Below are 20,058 nucleotides of genomic sequence, written 5' to 3' on the forward strand. Positions count from 1 at the left end.
TCTTCGCCAAAAAGAGCGATTATGAGCGTGCCTTCCCGCCGACTGACGATAGCCATTGGGCCCGAATTCACCGGATGGGGATCTTGGGACTGGGTCGGCCGTTCCCTTGTCGACGGGCTTGGGGGACGGTTCATCACGTCTGTTTGGAAACCGTGGGAGACGCCGGAAGCCGACATTGTCGTGCTGGTCAAACACCTTCCCCCGGCCGGATGGGCGGAAAGGGTCGCCCGCGACAGCGCCTTGGTCTTTTGTCCTGTTGATGTTTATGGTTCCGCGTCGGCAATTGTCTCCGACGCGGACTGGCTGAGGCGTTGTTCGCTGATTTTGGTTCACTCCCGCCGTTTGATGACGTATTTTTCTTCGCTGGCCGAAACAGCCTACATCGATCATCCGATCAAATACGCCGCTCCGATGCGGGAATCCCGCCAACAGACCGGCTCCCTTCTTTGGGTCGGGGTACGGACAAACATTCCCCCTCTGGCTGACTGGCTTGACCGGCATCCCCTGCCGTTGCCGCTGGACATCCTGACAAATCCGGAACATCCGGGCGATGTCCTGAAGGCGTCCGCGTTCGGGTTCCGCGCCGGCCAGGATATTCGCATTCACAATTGGAGTCCCGGGCTTCATGTGGCCATGACAAGACAGGCCAGGGCCGCCTTCGACATCAAGGGTGACGACTTCCGAAGCCGTCACAAGCCTCCGGCAAAACTGATCGACTTCGTGGCCTCCGGCATTCCCGTGGCCATCAATCCCGGTTCCGGTCCGGGCGAGCATTTGGCCGCCTTGGGATTGAATGTGCCGTCTCCCTTGGATGAGCGGCAATGGCTTTCGGAAAGCTACTGGCTGGCCACCCGTCAGGCCGGCAGGCAACTCCTTGCCGACCTCTCGCCGAGCAGCGTCGCCGGGCGGGCGGGACAAATGATGGAGGAGGCGTGGTTCAAACGCAACATCAAATCGGCCCCGACGATGGAGTTGTCAAAGGAATCTTCGCCGAAAGACGAAAGAGTCCGTCCCGCCGCCATCGCGGCCTTCCCGGGAATCCCGAAGCTGTACGGGTTGATGATCACGAAGGATGACGAGTCGGTCTTCGGCGATTGGTGTGATGATCAATTGCCGCTTTATGATGCGGTCGTGTGCCTTGACGGCTCGGATGGCGGCCGGACCGCGGAAATTGCGGCAAGACATGCGGAGAAACTAATTTATTTGCGGGAACGGGATTTCATCATTCCGCACCGGACCAACCAGGGGCTTCGCGCGATCGTCTGCCAGGAGATCGTCAAACGGTTTGGCACCGGCCACTGGGTCATGCTCTGTCATCCGGACGAGTTTGCCTATCATGATCCGCGAAAAATCGCGGCTTGGGCGCAAGCGGGGGGGTTTGACTCGGTCCGGTGGTTCGCTCCTCAATTTTACCCGCACCCCTCCGAGCTTGCCGAGTGGGCCGACACGGCATTATTGCCGATTTATTGCCGGCAAACGCATTATCACTGGGATCATGGGGGAAGCGGCTTCCCGTGGATGGAGGATCGGTTATTTCACCTGACCGGTGAAATATCTTGGAATCTCGCGGATCATCGCACCGTCAAGCCGAATGGATTACACCGTCCGGCTCCCTACTGCCCGATCCTTCGGCATTTCAAAGTGGTCATCGTCGATCCGGCTTGGTATGAGGTGGCCGGCGATCGCAGCGTTTATTCCGGCCACTGGCAGGATGTTCCGCATCGCGCCGGCCTTCCATTTGCCGTGTCCAGGCTGGAGGATTTTTTCGTGAGCGACGTCCCCGGTTTTGGACGATGCGACCGGTTCGCCGACGGATTTCCCCATTCGTGGAACATGGGCGATCATTTTCTGGCCATTCGGCCAATTGTGCCAAATGATTCGCAACGGCAGCAATATCAGCTGGCGCAAACTCTTGCCTTGGAGGCCAATGATGACGGCGCAAGGCTCATTCTTGACCGGTTGCGAGTCTCGGCCGGAGACTATCGGCTTCGGGCATTGGCAATAAACGATCTCGCCGCGATCCAAGCGAGGGCCGGTGATCGCCAGGGGGCCGTGGCCGGATTTTTGCTTGCCTTGAGACTGCATCCGGAATGCGGCCCCGCCCGCCAAAATCTTGAGCAACTTGGCGCCGCCGACCGAATCGATCATTCAGGCCCGACGCCCGCGGAAAGCGCCAGACCGGAGCCCGTCCGCGTGGCAATTCTCAGCCTGCTGTTCAACTGGCCCTCAACCGGCGGGGGCACGGTGCACACGACGGAGCTGGCAAAATTTCTGGCGCTGGACGGCTACGACGTGCGGCATTTTTACGCGAGGCATGACGGGTGGGGGATTGGCCGGGTCGTCGGCCATCCGCCTCATCCCGCGGTTGAACTGGCCTTCGACGAATCAACATGGAATGCCGCCTCGATTCAAGCCCGCTTCCGCGAGGCCGTGCAAGGGTTCGATCCCGATGCCGTCATTGTCAGCGATTCATGGAATTTCAAGCCGTTGCTCGCGGACGCCGTCCGGCCGTATCCGGTGATCCTGCGTCTCCAGGCCCTGGAGTGCCTGTGTCCACTCAACAATATCCGTCTGCGGCCGGCCCCGCCCGGACCGCCCCGCCAATGTCCCCTGCATCAACTGGCCCGGCCGGACGCTTGCGCCGAATGCGTCCGGGAAAATGACCGGTCCTCGGGGGATTTGCATCGCGCCGAGCGGGCCCTCAGCGGTGTTGGAACACCGGAATATCGCGAGATTTTTTTTCGGGCCTTCGCCGAGTCGCGAGCCGTTCTCGTTGTCAACCCGCTGACGGAGGCGATGGTCAGCCCGTATGCGCCGGATGTCCGCGTCGTCACGGCGGGAATGGATCCCGCGAGGTTTCCCCCGCCCGCGGCCGAGCGGGATCGGGGCCAAAATGACCGGATTCAAATCCTCTTCGCGGGTCTGACCTCGGAATGGATCAAGGGGTTTCATGTGCTGTTTGAGGCTTGCGAGAACTTGTGGCGCCGTCGGAAGGATTTTGAACTGATTGTCACAGACTCTTCGCGGGCTGATTATGCCAGGGATTTCATTCGTTTTGTCGGATGGCAGTCGCAATCCGATTTGCCACGGCATTTCCACGCCGCCGACATTGTCGCCGTTCCCGCCGTCGCCCAGGAGGCGCTCGGCCGCACGGCCGTCGAGGGCATGGCGGCCGGGCGGCCGGTGCTGGCCAGCCGGCTGGGCGGGCTTCCCTTCACCGTTCCGGACGGTTCTTCGGGAATTTTGTTCGAGCCGGGCAATGTCGCCGACCTGATCGCAAAGCTGGCGATGCTGCTTGATGATCCGGAGTTGCGAAAACGACTCGGGCTTTCCGGACGTCGCCGGTTTGAGGAACATTATGCCTGGCCGATGATCATCCACAAACATTACCGTCCGTTGCTGCGGGCGCGATCTCGCGGAAAGATGACGTGATCCGCCAAAGTCGTCTTGCCGTCTTGTGTCAGCCGCGGGATTGAGATCGCTCATGCCTTCCAGACACGACACGGGCCCCGCGGGGTCGGGCCGGTCGTGTTTCGAGTGTCAATCACAACTGTCGCATGGCCGAGAATCCAGTCCAAGTCATACGCGGAATGATCGGTCACGATCACGACGCAATCCTGTTCGGCCAGCAATTCCGCAGACAATGGCCTGCTGTCGAGCCGGATGTTTCCGGCCCCCTTGATTTCCAACCGTGAAATCGACGGGTCGTTATAACTGACCTCCGCCCCTCGCTGCCGGAGCATTTCAATGAGGTCAGGCGCCAGGCCGCCGGAGGAAAGGGAGACATCTTTGTCACATGCCGCGCCCAACAGGAGAATTCTGCTATTCTTGATCGGCTTGCCAATTTCATTGAGGGCGTCTCCGATCCTTTGAAAAACGCATGCCGGCATGGCGGCCATCACTTCCCCGGCCAGTTCGATCAATCGCGCGTCACAACCATGCCGGCGTGCGGCCCAGGTAAGGTGAAACGGGCTGGCCGGCCAGTGGCGGGAACCCTGGCCTGGAATGCCTTGGCGCGTCACCGGGTCGGCGGAGTTCACGTTCGTCGCGTCCAGCACTTCACACGCATTGATTCCCATGGCCTCGAACACCGATTTCAACTCGCGGACCAACGCGGTGTTGACGACCTGGCGCGCGGACTCCACAATCGGGCAGGCTTCCGCGACCCGTATCCCTTCAACCGGAGTCAGTTTTCCGGAAACAGGCCCGAAGAGGGTCGCGGCCAGGCCAAGACTGATGCCGTCAATGGCTCCAATCACTCTTGGAACGCGATGACGCAAATCCGTCCTCGAAATTGAATTGCCCAGTTCCGGGCTGTATGCCAAAAAATAATCACACCCGGCGGCGAGTCCGGAGACGGCCAGGGCGGGCAGAAAAAGTTCCTCGGTCGCGCCCGGATATGCGCCGCCGGTCAGAATTATGAGCTGGCCGGGGCGCAACTGCGGACGCAGGGCGAGGGCGCCGCCCGCAAACAAAGACATGTCCGGCTGTCGGGTGTCCTTCAACGGCGTCGGGACGCAAAAGATGATCGCATCAGCCTCACGGAAGCGGCGGGAATCAGAAGTGGAATCGAACCGGCCGCTGGCAAACAATTCTTTCGCCGTTTCGGGCGGAATGACGCCGTCTTCAATCTCGCCATTTTTCAGTTTCTCAATTTTGACGGCGTCGAAGTCGAAGCCGAGGACGCTAAAACCCGCATTTGTGAATGTTTCCGCCAGCGTCAATCCGGAACGTCCCATCCCGACGAAACATATTTTGGTCCGTCTTTCAAGGACATCAACGGCAAACTTGCCAGCCAAAGCCGTTTGCTCTTCATGGTTCAAGGACATCGAGCGAATTCCTTCCGAACGTGAAATGCGCATGCGGGGGGACGATTGTGTCGTCCCGATGACGCCAGGTTCTGTCCGCTCAGTCTGTCTTACGTCTTACGCAGTTGAGGATGCAAGCAGCGTGCAAACCGCGATTTCCGTGACTTTATCACACCAGCCGGCAAGCAATGGCAGTCATTCGCCGAAGGCTTTCAATTTCTCCGTCTGGCCTTCGCCGGTGGCGTCAGCCTGAATTTCCGCGCGCGCTGTCTCATTCAGCATCGCTTTGGCTGGAGACACTTGTTTTCCAGCGTGTTAAGATCGGCGTCGGGCTCTCGCCGGAAACGGCCTTGTTGCCGTCGGGTTTCCCGGCGGCTCTCCAAACCGGCCCATGTTTTCCGCCAGTTTTCCAAGAAATCCTCCGGCAAATTCAGGCCAGCCTCCGTTTGAAGCCGGGTTGCCACCCCTGACACCACCCGAACCGATCTTCGCACCACCAGCCCCGTCGACGACTTCCGTCGGCCGCTCAACCGCCATTTGTGATATCGACGGTTTCCGAACAGATGTTCCAAGTCGTTGTTGGCGCAGGGGATGTCCGGTAAGTCGTGGAAGGCAAAAAGACCAAACCAACAGCTTTTGGTCTCTCTGGCAAAATGACGCAGTTGCGACCGCGCCGAGGTGTCGGGAGATTCCGGGGCTCCCGGCGAATCCGGACGTGACGCGCGTCAATTGCCGACGCACTTTTCGGGACGGAGCCCGGTTTTGTTCTTGATGGCCCGGACGACCCGCCTCACCCATTGAATGGCGGATCGCACCAAGGGCCACAGAGCGGCTGTCTCGTCGAGCCCCCCGGTGTAAAAGTGCGGCGAGTTTCCGCAACCCGGCGGGCAACTCCTCCACCCGGACCATCACGCAGTCCAGGCTTGCGGCGATCTTCGCCAGGTCGATACCGGACCTTCCCGATCGGAGGCGGAGAAAACCCGTCGGCAGGTGTTGTGGCTGATCACCCGGTCCGATCAGCCGCTAACGCTTCCTGAAGTTTATGTCTCTGCCAGCTCAAAAGGGTTGTGGAATGACAACGCCACCGTGGACTTCCAAAATATGGCCGCCGTCTCGCCATTCACAATGTTTTTTGGATAAGATTTGTTCCATATTTCCCGAGGCGGTCGTCGGCCGTCATCAAAATCTCGGAGTCACCTTGAGCAGACGGCCATGCGGTTGTGACCGGTTCACGCCGGGTCAACCATTTCTTCACGGACGTGACTGCCGGCTATGCTGGCAATGGCACAATAATATCAAGAATCCGGAGCCTGCGGAAAGCTCCCGCGCGCCTGCGAACGTCACCGTCCCGGCTGGCGTGATTTCTCCGTCTCTCGTTTCTCCCACAAAGACACCGCTCTCCTTTTGCGAGCATCTCGGACCGGGCACCGGCTGTCGCACGCGGAAATGCGAAAAAGGCCATGGAGGAAAGATCGGTGTTCGCGCCTGCGTCGACTGCGGACCTCGCTGCCCGGATTACTCCCCCGAAGACGGCGTGGAACCACTGACCGACTCGCCGGGGCCGGCTCGTCCGGAACCGGGCGTGATTCGCATCGAGCAGGGTGGCGGCGGCATCGGAGACGCCCTTCTGGGCCTCATTGCCGTCGCACGGCTCAAAGCCGATCAGCCGACGGCGGCCGTCTTTTATCACGTCTCAAGTCTTGCAAAGCCGTTCGTCGCTCTTTTCGAAGGTTACGACGGCATCGGCGTTCATCTTCGCAATCACACGGAAGAACCCGTTCTGGGCCGAAGACAAATCAACCTGGGATATGCCGCCGAGACCCGGACAAGGCTGGCCGTCCCTCGCTGGGAAAGGTACGCGAAGAACATTGGCGCGACGGGGACGTTCATTCCGGCCTTGCGCGAGCCGGAACGAGTCCGCAAACTCGGCCGTGATTTGGCGGGCGCGGTGTTGATGAGTCCGTTCTCGACGGACAAAAGCCGCGAGTGGAGCCTTCAGCACTGGCTCACCCTGGAGGGATTGCTACGCGACGCCGGGATTCGAACGGCCATCGTCCATTCGGACGTCCAGGGAACCGAACGATTTCGATATTCCGAAAAGCTCGTCGCCCAACCGGCCGAACGGCTCGCCGGGGCGATGTTGAACTCGGCGTGTGTCATCGGCGCCGACTCGGGAATGGCCCACCTCGGCGGCATCCTCGGCGTTCCAACGGTGGTCCTCGGGGGAAGCACCAGCGTCGAGCGGATCTTCGGCAGGTATCCGCGGGTGACCTGTCTCCAAGGAAAGCTGTCCTGCTCGGGTTGCCACGGACAGGAACCGTTTGACGAGCGTTGTAAAAATTCCTGCGCCAACATTCAATCGGTCACTCCCGAACTAGCCCTCGCCGAGGTAACTCGAATCATTCGCGGCGGCGAGGCGGCGGCCGGCTCCTCCAAGGATGCTACAAAATTGACCTTTTCTCCGGTTTCGGTGACAAGGCCCTTTGCCGTCGGCATCCCGACGCTAAACCGTTACGACCTGCTCGATCAGTGCTTGGCCGCCGTGTTCGCCGCCACCCTCCGGCCGACTAGGGTGGTTGTGATCGACAACGGCGGGATGTTCTCGACGAATTTGCCGGACGTCGAAGTTATCCGGCCTGGAAAAAATCTCGGTGTCGCCGCATCTTGGAATTTGTTGCACCGGCTCACCGCCCCATTGCCGCTGATCCTTCTCAACGATGATGTGATCGCCGGCCCGACGCTCTTTGAAACATTGTTGAATGATCCGTGCCCGGTCACCCTGGCGTTGGGCTGGGCCGCGTTCAAGCAACTTTCGCAGGTATGGGTCACAGTCGGGGACTATGACGAGGCGTTTTATCCCGCGTACTATGAGGACGCTGATTATTATCGCCGGATCGTCATCGCCGGCGTGCGATGGGGAAGCATCGGGGCATGCGGATCGAGCCACGGCGGCAGCGAGACCAAACGCGCGTTGCCGCCGGATGGGCAGGCGAAACTGGACCGGCAGGTTGATGCAAACCGTACGTATTACGAGCAAAAGTGGGCCGGCAGGCCCTTGCTTCCCCGGTGTGAGCAGATCAGACTGTTAAAACCATTCCGCGAGTTCACCCCGGAGGACGAAGCGAGGCAACTGGAGCATGTCAACAATGATGTCTGGCTCTATGAACCAGGCAAAAATCGTTATATCTGTTCAATCCTCGGAACGCTTCATGAAGAGCTGGCTTTCATCCGGCCGGATTTGGCCCGGCTGGTTTTGGAGGCCGTGTGGATGGCCCGCCGGATGAATGACCACGGCCGGGCGCAGGCTGATTTGGATTGGACGGCTCCCCTTGCCGGTGAGGCAAAAGCCGCCGTTTCAAAACTCACGATCATCCTTCCGACCATCGGACGCGTATCCCTAGCCCGTTCCCTCAAATCATTGCAAGGCCAACTGTCGCCGTCGGACGAGCTTCTTCTGGTGTCCGACGGCCCGGCGAATGAATGGATCAAAGCCTCCCTGGCGGACGCGGGCCTGCCGGGGCGGCTGATCGAAATGCCGGACGGTCCGAACGGCGACTGGGGGCACACCATCCGCAATCGTCTTTTGCCGACAATTCCAACCGGCTACGTCATGCACCTCGACGATGACGATGAATACGTTCCCGGGGGGTTGGACAAGGTGAGACGGGCGATCGCCGCCCTGCCGAACGGATTGTTTCTGTTCCGGATGGAGTTTGACGAGGGCCATGTGCTTTGGCAGACTCCCGAAGTCCGTTTTGGCAACATTGGCACACCCATGTTTGTCCATCCCGCCGGAATCCCGTTCGGCATTTGGGAAAATCACTATGGAGGGGACCATAATTTCATCGCTGGCACGATCCGGCTGAACCCGGATTTGCCCGTCGTGTGGCGTGAAGAGGTGATTTGTCGGATTCACACCGACCGGAAGACGACCCAAATGTGAAGCTCCCCGCCAATTCGGATTATTTGCTCCCCGGCCGAATTGTCTGATTTCGTCAAACTGACGGATTTGAATGGAAAACCGCTGACAAATCAGGCCTCGCGTTCGTATCGGATCGTCAACGCCATGGAAACAGCCGATGAAACCGAAATTGCCAGGATCATGTCGACATGTGTTCTGGATCGGATGATATGAAGGAAACCCGTCGCCATTCCCGAAAATCAATGGCGTCGTCAAATGAACAGATTGGTCCGGCCGCAACCGATCCCAAAGACAGGATTGGAAATCACCACCGGCCGTGCCCATCCATCGGATCATCGCCATTCCCGTCGGAGATCACCCTCGTGGTTTTGGCGGGATCAACGGCCGGGTAATTGCCTCGAAGATATCGTGAGACGACTGCCTTCGTTGTTCAATGCAAGTTAGAAAAGTGGCGAGCCAGTCGAGACGGTCCGGCGAGCAGAACCGGCAAATTTATCGCATGCCCCCAATCAACTCAAACGATACCTTCCCTGCGAGACGATCAATGCCAGCCAATCGTCGACTGACCTGTTGACATCCCCGCCATGTGCCGTAAAGGCCGTGATTGCGGCTGTTTCAACCACAATTCTTGCCTGTGTTGGTGACGTTCCGATGTGTCAAAAGCCGTCAATTCAAACCGATTATTCTACTCTTTTCGTTTGCATTGTCGGCAAACATGCCATTAAACTTCAACATATCTCAACGTGACTCCCTTTTGTCAACCGGATCGTCTTCCAACTTGACGAGCGATTGAGAATTGTTGTTTTTCAAAAAATGAATCTCATGCCACAACCCTTTGAAGTCCCATCAGCCAGTCCTGTTATCGGCCGTCAGCCGATACCGGCATATCCGTTGCCCGCAAATGTTGCGTCGAAGGATTCATTGCCGTCGGTTTCATCGATTTCAGGAAGCATCGATATTTTGGTAAGACATGCGGTCTTTTCCAACATGTCGCCAGATTCGTGGTTGTTGAGCGTTCGAATGCGGGCAAGCCGGAATGATGGAGGTGATGAAAACGTTCCCGCAACGCTTTCCCTGTTGGAATCAGGCAACCTGATCGCGTCAAAAAACGTCGGGCTTTCCGGCGAATATGCCAATTACGAACTTCTCCTCGGTCAGGAACAGATCAGCCGCATCACCAATCACTTTCAATTGAGGACAAAAGTCACCATTTCCGAACCTTTCGGCAACCCAATTTCAAGCATCACACTCCTTGGCGCCGATCCGCTCCCGGCCCGATGGAAAATCGAGCTTGTCGGCGAAGTCAAGGCTGGCCGGCTCCTTGATTGTTCATTTGCCGATAAAACGTGGACCCTCGACTCGATCAAATTTGCGGGTGATGTGTGGCTGGGCACGGAAAATGTTCCTGTCGGAGTCGTCATCGCGGCGCTTTCTGCCGGAGAGAAGAACTCCGCATGGATGCTGGAGTTTGCGGCGAGAAACAGGGTGCTCGCCTGCTATCTACCTGTCGCCTCATGGAACAAGACCGGTCTCAACAAAATGATTTTAAGCGAGGCCGATGACGATTTCGCATGGCCCCCGGCCGCGACGGTGTTCCCGATATGAGTCTGATGAACCTCCTTCCCCCCTGCCGCCATCGCGGACCACAGCGAGGCGACGGCAACCACCCTTGCGGTTCGTCAAGGCTGTTGGCGCCCAACGGCGTCAGCCCCCAGTTCTGCGTGACAGAATGCTGGTGCGTGAACCATGAATCTTCCGGCCAGCGGCCGGTGGATGATGAGAACGCCCCGTGCTTCCACTTGGGCGCCAGGTTGTCCCGGGGCCGCCGCCAGGCTCTCGGACTGGCCATGTCGCTTTGCTGGAGCGGTTGCGACCATCTGGAGCAGCCGCTGGGTTCCCATGTCTGCGAAGCATTTGGCTGCGGGCCGAAATGCCATGGCTATGTGAGTTCCCATCCGCCGACGACGAGGTTGCTCCACCGGGTCCGCCTGGCGGAGGTTGGAAACATGCCGCGAGAGACCGCAAGCCGACCCCGATGGGAAGTGCGGACATGGACGCGGTCGGATCTCGCCCGCATGTGCATTGAGGATGTTCCAGGCTGGAATGATCTCCCTGTCACCGAGCAGGAACGGCTCGTTCTGGACCGGGCGATCGCACTTTATGGCGGCCGGGAATGTCCGGCCTCTCCGGAAATCTCCGTGGTCGTCCCGACCTATGACGCGCTGAAGTTTCTTCCGCAGACGCTGGAGTCGCTACTCGCCCAGACCTGGAAAGATTTTGAATTAATCGTCGTCGACGATGGCTCTGCGGATCGCACTTGGGAATTTCTTCAAACGATTGACGATCCGCGTGTGCGCGTCATGACCAAATCAAACGGCGGGACCGGCTCGGCCCTAAACGCGGGGTTCCGCGAGTCGACCGGCCGGTACCTGACTTGGTGGAGCGCCGATAGTTTTGTCGAGCCTGAGTTTCTTGAGGACTTGCGCAACGCCCTCGAGAACAATCCTCCGGCCGTCATGGCCTATTCGGATTTCCAGATTTTCGACCAGCGAACCCTCGTTGTTTCCGAGACCTGCCGCCTTCCTGAGTTTGACCGCGGGCGGCTTGAGTTGCAAAATTATGTGGGTCCTTGTTGGCTCTGGAGACGCGAGGCCGCGGAAAGGGTCGGAACGTTCTCTCTTGGCCTGAACGAGGATTGGGACTGGCACCGGCGAATGGCGGAAATCGGATCGTTCGTGCGCGTGCCGAAAATTCTCGGGACCTGGCGATACCATGACTCCAGCCTGACCGTCTCCGCCGTCAACAATCCCGGTCTTTGGAAACTGTCGAGAATTCCCAAGGTCGTTCATTTCTACTGGGGGGGCAGGACGCTTTCTTTTCTTCGATATATGACGGTCGTCTCATTCCTCCGGCTCAACCCCGATTGGCGGGTCAAAATCCACATGCCAAAATATCTTTATGATGGAACGCCGACGTGGCCCACACACGAGCACAAAATCACCGGCCAGCATGTCACCGGCAGCGATCACACCGACGACCTTCGCCAATTGCCTGTCGAGTTTGTCGAGCATGATTTTGAATCCCTCGGCTTCCGGAACGACGTGCCCGAAAACTTCAAGGGTGACTTTCTCCGCTGGCATTTGCTTGCGACTGAGGGGGGCTTTTCAGCCGACATCGACATCGTTTTCACCGAGCCGATGAACAGTCTGCCGTTTAACTCGCCCCGCGAATACCACTCGAAAATCGGCCTTTGTCCGACGAAGTTTGGCGGCATCCATGCCATCGGTTTTATCTTCTCGGCGCCTGAAAATCCCTTTTTCGCCCATTGTCGCGACGAATGCATCCGCGTCTTTGATCCGGCAAGATATCAGAGCGCCGGCCCGTTTGTGCTCCTGCCATGGCCGGATGTGTCGATGATTGAAAGACGTTGGGAAATGGCTGTCTGCCGCATCCCGGAGGACACGGTTTACCTGTTCGACTGGCTTCACATGGAGGACCTTTTTGAGAAAAACGCCAGTTTCCGCAGGCCCGGAACAATCGGCTTGCACTGGTTTGGCGGCGATCCGATATCCCAGCGCTGGGAACAAAAACTCACCCGCGATAATTTCTCCCGATTCGACTCCGCAATCTGCGCGGCCCTCAGGGAGGTTTTGTCGTGAGCCGCCGGATCATCCATGTCCGGGGAATCGGCTATTCGGGAAACAGTCTCTTGAATCTTCTCCTCGATTCGGCGGATGGGTTCGGGGGACCCAGCGAGACCAACAGGTTTTGGGACGGCAATGATGACGTTAGTCCCTGGTCAATCCGCCGACGGTCGGATGATGACACGGCCCTCGATTCCCGGTTCCGGGACGGGATCAATCCGAGTCCTTTCCATTCGGAAGCCTTTGATCGTTATGACGACGCTTTCGTCTTTGCGGACGCCACCAAAATTTCGTTATCGCTGATGGAACGGCGGCGGATGGAGCCTTGGTTCGATTGTCATCGGATCATGCCGGCCAAATATCCGCATGAATTCGCAGAATCCCATTGCCGCCAGAATAAACAAACGGTCGAAGAAGCCTTCGCTCCCCGGATCGGCCTCACCCAAAAATATCTTCGACATGAGATGCCCGCTCTCAACTTTTCGTACCGATTGCTGATGGCCCGTCACGACCCCGCCGGAGCGGTCGCGAAATGGCTCGGTCCTGGTTGCGTTCTCCGGCACGAGCATTGGCGGGCCATCGACAGCCACCTCATTGGCGGAAACACGGCCGCGCGCGAGCAGATCAATCCGCATTACGCCAGCCACCTTGACAACACGCCAAAGTATCAGGGACGACGCGGAGCGCATTTCCGCGGATGAGAAACGGAAAGCCGACACCGGGTTATGCCGGGCTTCGGTCCAATGTTACGAACGGCTTGAATCCGAACTGGAACCAATACTGGCCGGGCTGGAATTCCCGGCCGTCGCCGGGATGATCGAGGAAATCAACCATGAATCCCTATGCCAGTGACAAGGCGGCGAAATTTCCGCTGCACCTCTTGGAGCTTCGGGCCGGCCGACAACCGTACCCCGCGCACGTGCAGCTTGTCCCGATGGACCGGTGCAATCAGTCATGCGGTTTCTGCGCATATCGGCTTGAAGGATACTCAAGCAACAGACTTTTCGGACTGCCAATGGCGGACGGAACGCGCGACAACAATCCAAATCGTTCGATTCCATGGGTAAAGCTGCGGGAAATCGTGGATGACTGCCGTGACATGGGTGTCCGGGCGATTCAATTGACGGGCGGGGGCGAACCCACGCTTCACCCCCATTTTGATGATCTCTGCCGTTTGATTTTTGACAGCGGAATCGAACTGGCGGTGGTCACGAACGGCCTTCTCCTCAAACCGCGACGGGCCGAATGGCTGTCCGCCCACGCGACTTGGATTCGGGTGTCCCTGGATGCGGGAAGCGCGGCGACGTATGCGGCGGTGCGACGGGTTCCGATTCGCGAGCATGATATCGTCACAGCAAATGTCCGGCATTTGTGCGGCGTCTCAAACCGCCGGGCGACAGTGGGAATCGGGTTTGTCATCACTCTGGAGAATCATCTTGAGGTCGCGATGACCGCGAGGCTTGCCAAGGATCTTGGGGCCGACAACATCCGGATCAGTGCGTTTTTTCAAAACGAGGGCGCGGACTATTATGAGCGGCATGGAATCGCCATGGCGATCAACGCCCAGTGTTCACAGGCCGGCGAGTTGAACGACAAGGGATTCCGCGTCTTCAACAACTTTGGCTCACGGCATTCGGATCTTGCCCAAGGGCCTCCTGATTACGAGACGTGCGGTTATATGCACTTCACCACCTATGTCGGCGGCGACCAGCAACTGTACACATGCTGCGTCAACGCATACAATCCGGCGGGTTTGATCGGCTCCATTCGGGATCAATCGTTGAAATCCCTCTGGGATTCATCGGCCAAACAGACAATGTTTGAACAGTTTCGGGCGACGGGTTGCCCTCGCTGCATGTACAATGAAAAAAATCGATCAATCGCGATGATGGTCGCCGAACCACGATCCCATGAATGCTTTGTTTGAGGAGCGGGCCTGACAAAAACAGGCTTCACCATCCTCTTTTCCTCCGTTGCGCGAGGCTGGGGTCCGCATGGATTTTCACCGGCCTGACCGTCACACGCAAAGCGAAATCGTCGGCTTGCTCCCATGCGCATCACTTGGTCGAGCCATGGTAAATGCGTCGACGAGGCTGATGACGGATGTCGCCGCCATTTGAAACTGACAGAACCGGGCGTCATGGCCTCAATCGCTTCCGAAATCCGGCCGGTCCGAACGAATTTCTGATGACCGGGCCCAAGACGGCCGGGATCGGGTCACGATGGCGATAACAATCAAGCGAGGAGGTTGACGGAAACAGGCTCATGAAATCCATGTCCTTACGATGGCCAGGGCCAAATTCGGCGAAATTACTCTGTTTGTGAACGTCGCGAGAAATTCAGAAGAAATTGAAACGGGAAATGATAAGTGATTCGTATTGAGGGAGTGATCACGATTCACACCGGATGACAGATATATTGGAAAAGGGAGGCAGGAGTTTTGGCTTTGCCTAAAATCCCACGCCGACATGAGGACTTTGTCGTCGTTGCTTGATCCTCGCCGCGAGTGATACGGTCTCTCTTTAGAGGTCCTGACAAAACCTATTAATTCAAATAGCGTCGCGGGTGAGAATTTGAAAACAAATCACGCTGGCGGCCAGACTGGTCCAGGCATCCCGGATGACGCCGAGCCTGTCATATCGAATCCGCATCCGTCGCAACCCCTTGATCCAACTGATGGTTCGCTCGACCACCCACCGGACCTTGCCCAACCCGCTCCCGTGCGGGGTGTTCCGCTTGCCGATCTTGGCCTCGATCCCCAGCCAGTGAAGCAAGGCCCGCGTGGCATCGCTGTCGTAGCCCCGGTCGGCATACAACTCATCTGGATATTGCTTCGGACGGCCCGGCTTGCCCCCGATCTTCGGGAAGTCAAACACCAACGGCAGGATCTGGCGGTGGTCGCTGACGTTGGCCCCGGCCGTCCGGATGGCCAGCGGCACGCCATGACGATCAACCAGCAAGGTGTGTTTGGTCCCGGGTTTTCCCCGGTCCGTCGGGTTCGGGCCCGTTTGCTCGCCGCCGCCGAAGGCCCTCAACAGGACGCCGTCAACAATCACCGTGTCCGGGTCCAGCTTGTCCGCCTGCCGGAGCAACCGCAGCAGATCGGCGTGCAGGCGGTCCCAAATTCCCAAGACTTCCCAACGGCGAAGCCGACGATGGGCGGTCCGGCCGGAACAACCAAACTCGGCCGGGATGTCCTCCCATCGGCATCCGGTGACCAGGACAAACCAAATCACCCGCAGAACGGTTCGGTGACTGACTTGGGGCCGGCCTCCGAACGGGCCGACCGGCGGCAGCGGGGGCAAATGATGACTGACCAGATCATAAAACTCATCCGACATGTGCGCGCTGGCCATGACAGCATCTCCTTGATAGGGCATCTGTCAAAAGGCACAAATCTCATGCCGAAATAGGGGTTTTGTCAGGGCCTTTTAATAAGCCTCGTCCATCCGGCTGTTCAGATTTCAAAACACAAGAGCTGGGATCACCAAAAGAATAGTGATACCTAATTCCCACGGAGACCATGCCATGATCCCCCCGCACAAGAAATCGCTGTTCACCGACCTGGCATTGCTCGGGGGATTTGTCGGGCGGGAGGACGGCCAGGGCGGCTGGCAGTCGTTTGTGGGGAGAACGAAGACAGGGCACAGAATCCTTGACGTCGGGGCGGGTCTCGGAATGTCACGGGACCGGCTGGCGAACGGGGGTGCCAATCATGTCGAACTGCAAGACCCGGCCTTGCAGTTGACCACCGTCGACATTCACAATCCGATTCACGAGATTCAGTCGGACAAATACTCTTTGGTGACCGCGTTTGATGTGATCGAACATGTCGAGGAGGACTGGGCCTGGCTGTCGAACGCGTTGAGAGTCGCATCTTACAGTGTGATTCTCACAACGCCGAATTATCGTGTCTCGCAGGCTCGGAACCCTCACCATGTCCGCGAGTACACACCGGCCCAACTCTACTGGATGGGAAGCCGCCTGGGAACGGTGCTCGAATGTCGGTGCGGCGATCCGCTCGGGAATGACATTTCGCCATCGTTGTCGCCCCAGGTTTTTTTCGCCTCCTCTGCCCCCCATCTTTACATCGAAATGGCGAGGGCGAATGATGGATTGGTTTACCCGGCCGGATGAAATCGGTTGAGTGACAGGAGAATCACTCAAATGGCGGTTTGCGAACTACATAGTATTTAGAGCGTTCGGAAACAATGAAGCAAAACGTTTGGTTTTCACGGTCTTTCATCATTGTTTCCGAACGTTCTTATCAAAAAAATATCACCATATTGAATGAGTTATGATGATTTGCTTCTGTCGGGAATCCGGAGGAATTATCAAACCTGTTTTTGAATTGCCTCACCAAATTCCAAGACAAAAATACAAGTCAGGGCGAATTTTGGGAACGGGCGTCGTTCAAGCGATAGACAGGTTCGATCACTGTCCTGACTCTTCGCATTTTCGATTGGGGAGTGTCTTGATCACGTTATTTTCACGGCTTTGGCGGCCTGATGTCCGGATTTGCAGTTGAGGTCTTTCCTCACCCCTGCACGCAGACTGCGGATTCGTCGTCGGATCATGCGAATCTTCTTGTTCAGGGCTTTGACAAATCCCAATGGCATGCTGCCTGCCCTACGCAATGCCCGGGCGATCCCAACTCACATGTGATTCGATCAGCATGGCGAATTTCTGGAAAGGTTTCACTATGCCGGATAAAATCGCTTTGAAAATTGCCTCGTCAGGCGCGGCGCAATCCCGAGATTGGCCAGGTGATTCCTCATTTGAACAAGCCTTGATGAGTCGGAGATTGACCTGGAACAACAGGCGCAAACGGCATTTGCCTTCGTTTGAATGTCTTTTCAGCGACACAGAACCGCAACATTTGAATTGTCAGCCCAAATTGTTGCCTCGGCATGCGGATCATGGAATCCACACAAGGAATGCCTGTCCTTCCATGGATTGGAGAGCATACGAGATTGGCGCCGGGCCGCAGACCTGCAGCCGGCCGTCGCCTGTTTAACGTCTGTTCTTCGATGGCTGTCTTGTGTCACCCGCCGGAAAGCAGACAGATGGAATGTCAGGGAAAGATCAGGGCGAGGTTTTTCGACCCTTTTGTCACCGTCAGAAGGGTGTGGGAAGACGAGTATTTTTACAGGCACTCGACGAAGCGGGCGTGAAAGAATTGCCGACTCAAAATGATGTATCCGCCAAGTATCCATACACTATTTGGCACTTCATTTTTTGGCAGAAAGCTCCGCGTCCCACGACGTGTTTGAAAACCGCTGCGTCTTCGGGAGATGACGGCCGAGGAACGGGTTAAACTCATCCAGTTGACTCGTTCCCGCAAATCCGAGGGGAAAGTCGTTGAGCGGGCCGCCATCTTTTCCGACCCTCGCCGACGGCGGGAAGCCGGCCCACATTGCCCGCCGGCTGGGCGTCACCCGGATCACCGTGTATGGCCGCCTGCGACGGTTCAACCGGGTCGGCCTGCGGGCGTTGCACGACGCCGCCCGGTCGGGTCGGCCCGCCACCTACACCCCGGACGAAAAAGCCGAGGTCATCGCCGCCGCCCTGACGAAGCCAGCCGATCTCGGCCTGCCGTTCGGCTGCTGGACGCTGGACCGTTTGGTGGCCTACGTGGCCGAGGCGAAGGGTCTCGCCATCAAGCGGTCACGCGTCGACGAACTTCTCCAAGCCGAGAGGCTGCGATGGCGGACCCAGGAGACGTGGTTCGGCTCCCGGGTCGATCCGGAGTTCGCCCAAAAAAAGCGGCGATCGAAACCCTTTACACCCAGCCGCCCGACGGCTCGATCGTAGTCTGTCTGGACGAGATGGGCCGGAATCGGCCAAGAGCTTTCCCGGCCAGGAAGTCATCGACCCAGCCCCCGTCCCGGACCGCCCGGCGGCCCGGGCGACGCAGGAAGCCGACTACGGACGGCGAGGCAAGGGCTATGTCTTCGGAGCCTTCCGGCCGGCCACCGGTGAGGCGTTTACTCACTCGTACTCACGTCGCACCGGCGAGAATTGGATCGATTTTCTGGAGCGAGTCGAGCGATGGCTGCCGGCCGGCGTCACTCGCGTCTACGCCATCCTCGACAACCTGGCCGCCCATGGGTCCCGCGATGTGCTGTTGTTCAACGTGGCGTACCCGCGGTGGGAGTTTGTCTTCCAGCCGGTCGCGGCGGCGTACTTGAACCTGATCGAACCGTGGTGGAAGGTCCTGCGGTCCCTGGCGCTCAAGGGCCGACGGTTCGGGACATGGGAGGAGATCGTTGAGGCAGTGAACCGGGCGACGGCTTACTGGAACTCGCACCGACATCCGTTTCACTGGGGTCGGCGACGACGCCACCGGCCCCGTCGGACAACCGGCGTCGCCACCCCGCCATCTGTGCGTTAACTTGGCGGATGCACCACTAAATATCCGGGCGAAATGCGTCAGAATACTTGTGCGGGATCACTTCTCTATCGCCTGCGAATGCATCAACCCCATAACCTCGCAGGCCGGCCAAACAGCTTGGGCGGCCAACGACCGAGAAAGCTTCTCCAAGAGCGGAGCGAGCGGATCCCTCGGGCATTCCCAATCCCTGACTGGTGGACGGCCCACGGTCTTTTGAATTTTGCCCGCAGCCGACAGCCAGGAAGATTGTGTGAAGGTCGCTCTTCTCCTCCCGCACCGCCCATTGAAGTGTGTCGAGAGAGCTGTCTGGCTGCCTCGAATTCACTGTTTTGGAAAACCACTTGCCAGGCGTCCGGATTGGCTCCCTGCTGTTGACCGGACTGGATTCAGACAAGAGTGCATGGGTTGAACTGGCCAGCCAATTCGTCGCCATCCCGGCGACACGCAAACAACCTCCCCGGTTGGAGAATTGGAAATCAGTCGATGAAATCCCGGCCTTCGAAGGTCACCATTCTCACCAAGGAAAACTTCATGGGCAAAAAGTATCTGTTGATCGAACAATTTCACTTGACGATGCGCGTGCCGGATGACCTGACCGACGAGGCGGCCGGGGCCGTCCGAGAGGTTCTCGCCTCAAAATCCCTCATCGCAAAATTGCGTCAGGCCGTTGCAACGGTCATTGCCGGTGAAACCCCTCTGGTCGTCGTGCGGGTCAGCCTGTCCCGCTAACCATTCCAACCAAACCCATCCGCCATCATTGATCCATGTAAAGGAGCATCATCATGCGTCCGACGGAGTTGGCCCGCTCTCTCTCGGCTCTGATCCCGACCAGACGGCCCGTGTATTTGTGGGGCCCGCCGGGCATTGGCAAAAGCAGTCTGGTGCGTCAGGCGGCCGACGCCGACGGACTGTCATTGGTTGATGTCCGGGCCACGTTGCTGGACCCGGTGGATCTGCGGGGGCTGCCCAGTGTCGTCAAAGGCGCGGCGGTCTGGTGTCCCCCGGCCTTCCTGCCCAAAGACGGAAAGGGGCTGTTGTTCCTGGACGAACTGGCCCAGGCCCCGCCCTTGGTGCAGGCCGCGTGCCTGCAACTGACCCTAGACCGGCGGCTTGGCGAGTACGCGCTGCCGGAGGGCTGGGGCGTCATCGCCGCCAGCAACCGGGCCGAGGACCGGGCGGGGGCGAACCGGCTGATCTCGCCCCTGCTGAACCGCTTTGTCCACCTGGACCTGGAGGTGTCGGCCGAGGACTGGCAGGCCTGGGCGGCGGCCGCGAACATCGCCGCCGAGG

General features: G+C 58.4%; 14 protein-coding genes. 11 read left to right on the forward strand and 3 right to left on the reverse strand.

The genetic code is table 11. The annotated features are described in order from the left end of the window. Window positions 1-21: 21 nt before the first annotated feature. Complete coding sequence (locus tag BGIM_RS0119455; protein WP_020471400.1) at window positions 22-3,432, forward strand: glycosyltransferase family 4 protein; 3,411 nt, start codon at window positions 22-24, stop codon at window positions 3,430-3,432. Between the two features lie 50 nt (window positions 3,433-3,482). Here BGIM_RS0119455 and BGIM_RS0119460 read toward each other — a convergent pair whose 3' ends face one another. Then, window positions 3,483-4,829, reverse strand: coding sequence for a nucleotide sugar dehydrogenase (locus tag BGIM_RS0119460; RefSeq protein WP_020471401.1), 1,347 nt, complete (start codon window positions 4,827-4,829; stop codon window positions 3,483-3,485). 1,513 nt (window positions 4,830-6,342) lie between these two features. Here BGIM_RS0119460 and BGIM_RS0119480 point away from each other — a divergent pair. The 3 genes from BGIM_RS0119480 to BGIM_RS0119505 all read left to right on the forward strand — a co-directional run bounded on the left by BGIM_RS0119480 (window position 6,343) and on the right by BGIM_RS0119505 (window position 12,389). Next, the gene (locus tag BGIM_RS0119480; protein ID WP_020471405.1) at window positions 6,343-8,751 is read left to right on the forward strand and encodes a glycosyltransferase; all 2,409 of its coding nucleotides are present in this window, start codon (window positions 6,343-6,345) and stop codon (window positions 8,749-8,751) included. An 801-nt stretch (window positions 8,752-9,552) separates the two neighbouring features. Next, entirely contained in the window at window positions 9,553-10,335 is a 783-nt protein-coding gene (locus tag BGIM_RS0119500) for a hypothetical protein (RefSeq protein ID WP_157369243.1), read from the forward strand. A 401-nt stretch (window positions 10,336-10,736) separates the two neighbouring features. Further along, window positions 10,737-12,389 carry a glycosyltransferase family 2 protein gene (locus BGIM_RS0119505; RefSeq protein WP_162136269.1) on the forward strand — a complete coding sequence of 551 codons (1,653 nt, stop codon included), beginning with the start codon at window positions 10,737-10,739 and terminating at the stop codon, window positions 12,387-12,389. A gap of 278 nt (window positions 12,390-12,667) precedes the next feature. On the opposite strand, the gene BGIM_RS63085 is transcribed toward BGIM_RS0119505, so the two are convergent. Then, window positions 12,668-13,009 carry a hypothetical protein gene (locus BGIM_RS63085; RefSeq protein WP_157369247.1) on the reverse strand — a complete coding sequence of 114 codons (342 nt, stop codon included), beginning with the start codon at window positions 13,007-13,009 and terminating at the stop codon, window positions 12,668-12,670. A 13-nt stretch (window positions 13,010-13,022) separates the two neighbouring features. On the opposite strand from BGIM_RS63085, the gene BGIM_RS63090 reads away from it, so the two are divergent. Together BGIM_RS63090 and BGIM_RS0119520 are read left to right on the forward strand one after the other, a co-directional pair. Next, window positions 13,023-13,226 (forward strand): hypothetical protein, encoded by a 204-nt coding sequence (locus BGIM_RS63090; protein WP_157369249.1) that lies wholly within the window; start codon window positions 13,023-13,025, stop codon window positions 13,224-13,226. Between the two features lie 82 nt (window positions 13,227-13,308). Next, entirely contained in the window at window positions 13,309-14,301 is a 993-nt protein-coding gene (locus BGIM_RS0119520; protein ID WP_238537688.1) for a radical SAM protein, read from the forward strand. A 622-nt stretch (window positions 14,302-14,923) separates the two neighbouring features. Here the strand turns inward: BGIM_RS0119520 and BGIM_RS0119530 are convergent. Further along, the gene (locus BGIM_RS0119530) at window positions 14,924-15,730 is read right to left on the reverse strand and encodes an IS5 family transposase (RefSeq protein ID WP_020471415.1); all 807 of its coding nucleotides are present in this window, start codon (window positions 15,728-15,730) and stop codon (window positions 14,924-14,926) included. Window positions 15,731-15,902: 172 nt separating this feature from the next. Between BGIM_RS0119530 and BGIM_RS0119535 the strand changes: the two genes are divergently transcribed. The 5 genes from BGIM_RS0119535 to BGIM_RS64915 form a co-directional block, all read left to right on the forward strand. Next, window positions 15,903-16,511, forward strand: coding sequence for a methyltransferase domain-containing protein (locus BGIM_RS0119535; protein WP_020471416.1), 609 nt, complete (start codon window positions 15,903-15,905; stop codon window positions 16,509-16,511). Between the two features lie 1,224 nt (window positions 16,512-17,735). Further along, the gene (locus BGIM_RS51335) at window positions 17,736-18,188 is read left to right on the forward strand and encodes a helix-turn-helix domain-containing protein (RefSeq protein WP_020471420.1); all 453 of its coding nucleotides are present in this window, start codon (window positions 17,736-17,738) and stop codon (window positions 18,186-18,188) included. A gap of 55 nt (window positions 18,189-18,243) precedes the next feature. Then, window positions 18,244-18,768: a transposase gene (locus BGIM_RS0119555; protein ID WP_052639893.1), complete on the forward strand. Its 525-nt coding sequence runs from the start codon at window positions 18,244-18,246 to the stop codon at window positions 18,766-18,768. Between the two features lie 483 nt (window positions 18,769-19,251). Beyond that, window positions 19,252-19,497 (forward strand): hypothetical protein, encoded by a 246-nt coding sequence (locus BGIM_RS0119560; protein ID WP_020471422.1) that lies wholly within the window; start codon window positions 19,252-19,254, stop codon window positions 19,495-19,497. 53 nt (window positions 19,498-19,550) lie between these two features. Beyond that, window positions 19,551-20,058 (forward strand): AAA family ATPase (locus BGIM_RS64915; protein ID WP_020471423.1); only part of this gene is annotated, 508 nt, incomplete at its 3' end.

The sequence above is a fragment of the Zavarzinella formosa DSM 19928 genome (assembly GCF_000255705.1).
GTDB lineage: Bacteria > Planctomycetota > Planctomycetia > Gemmatales > Gemmataceae > Zavarzinella > Zavarzinella formosa.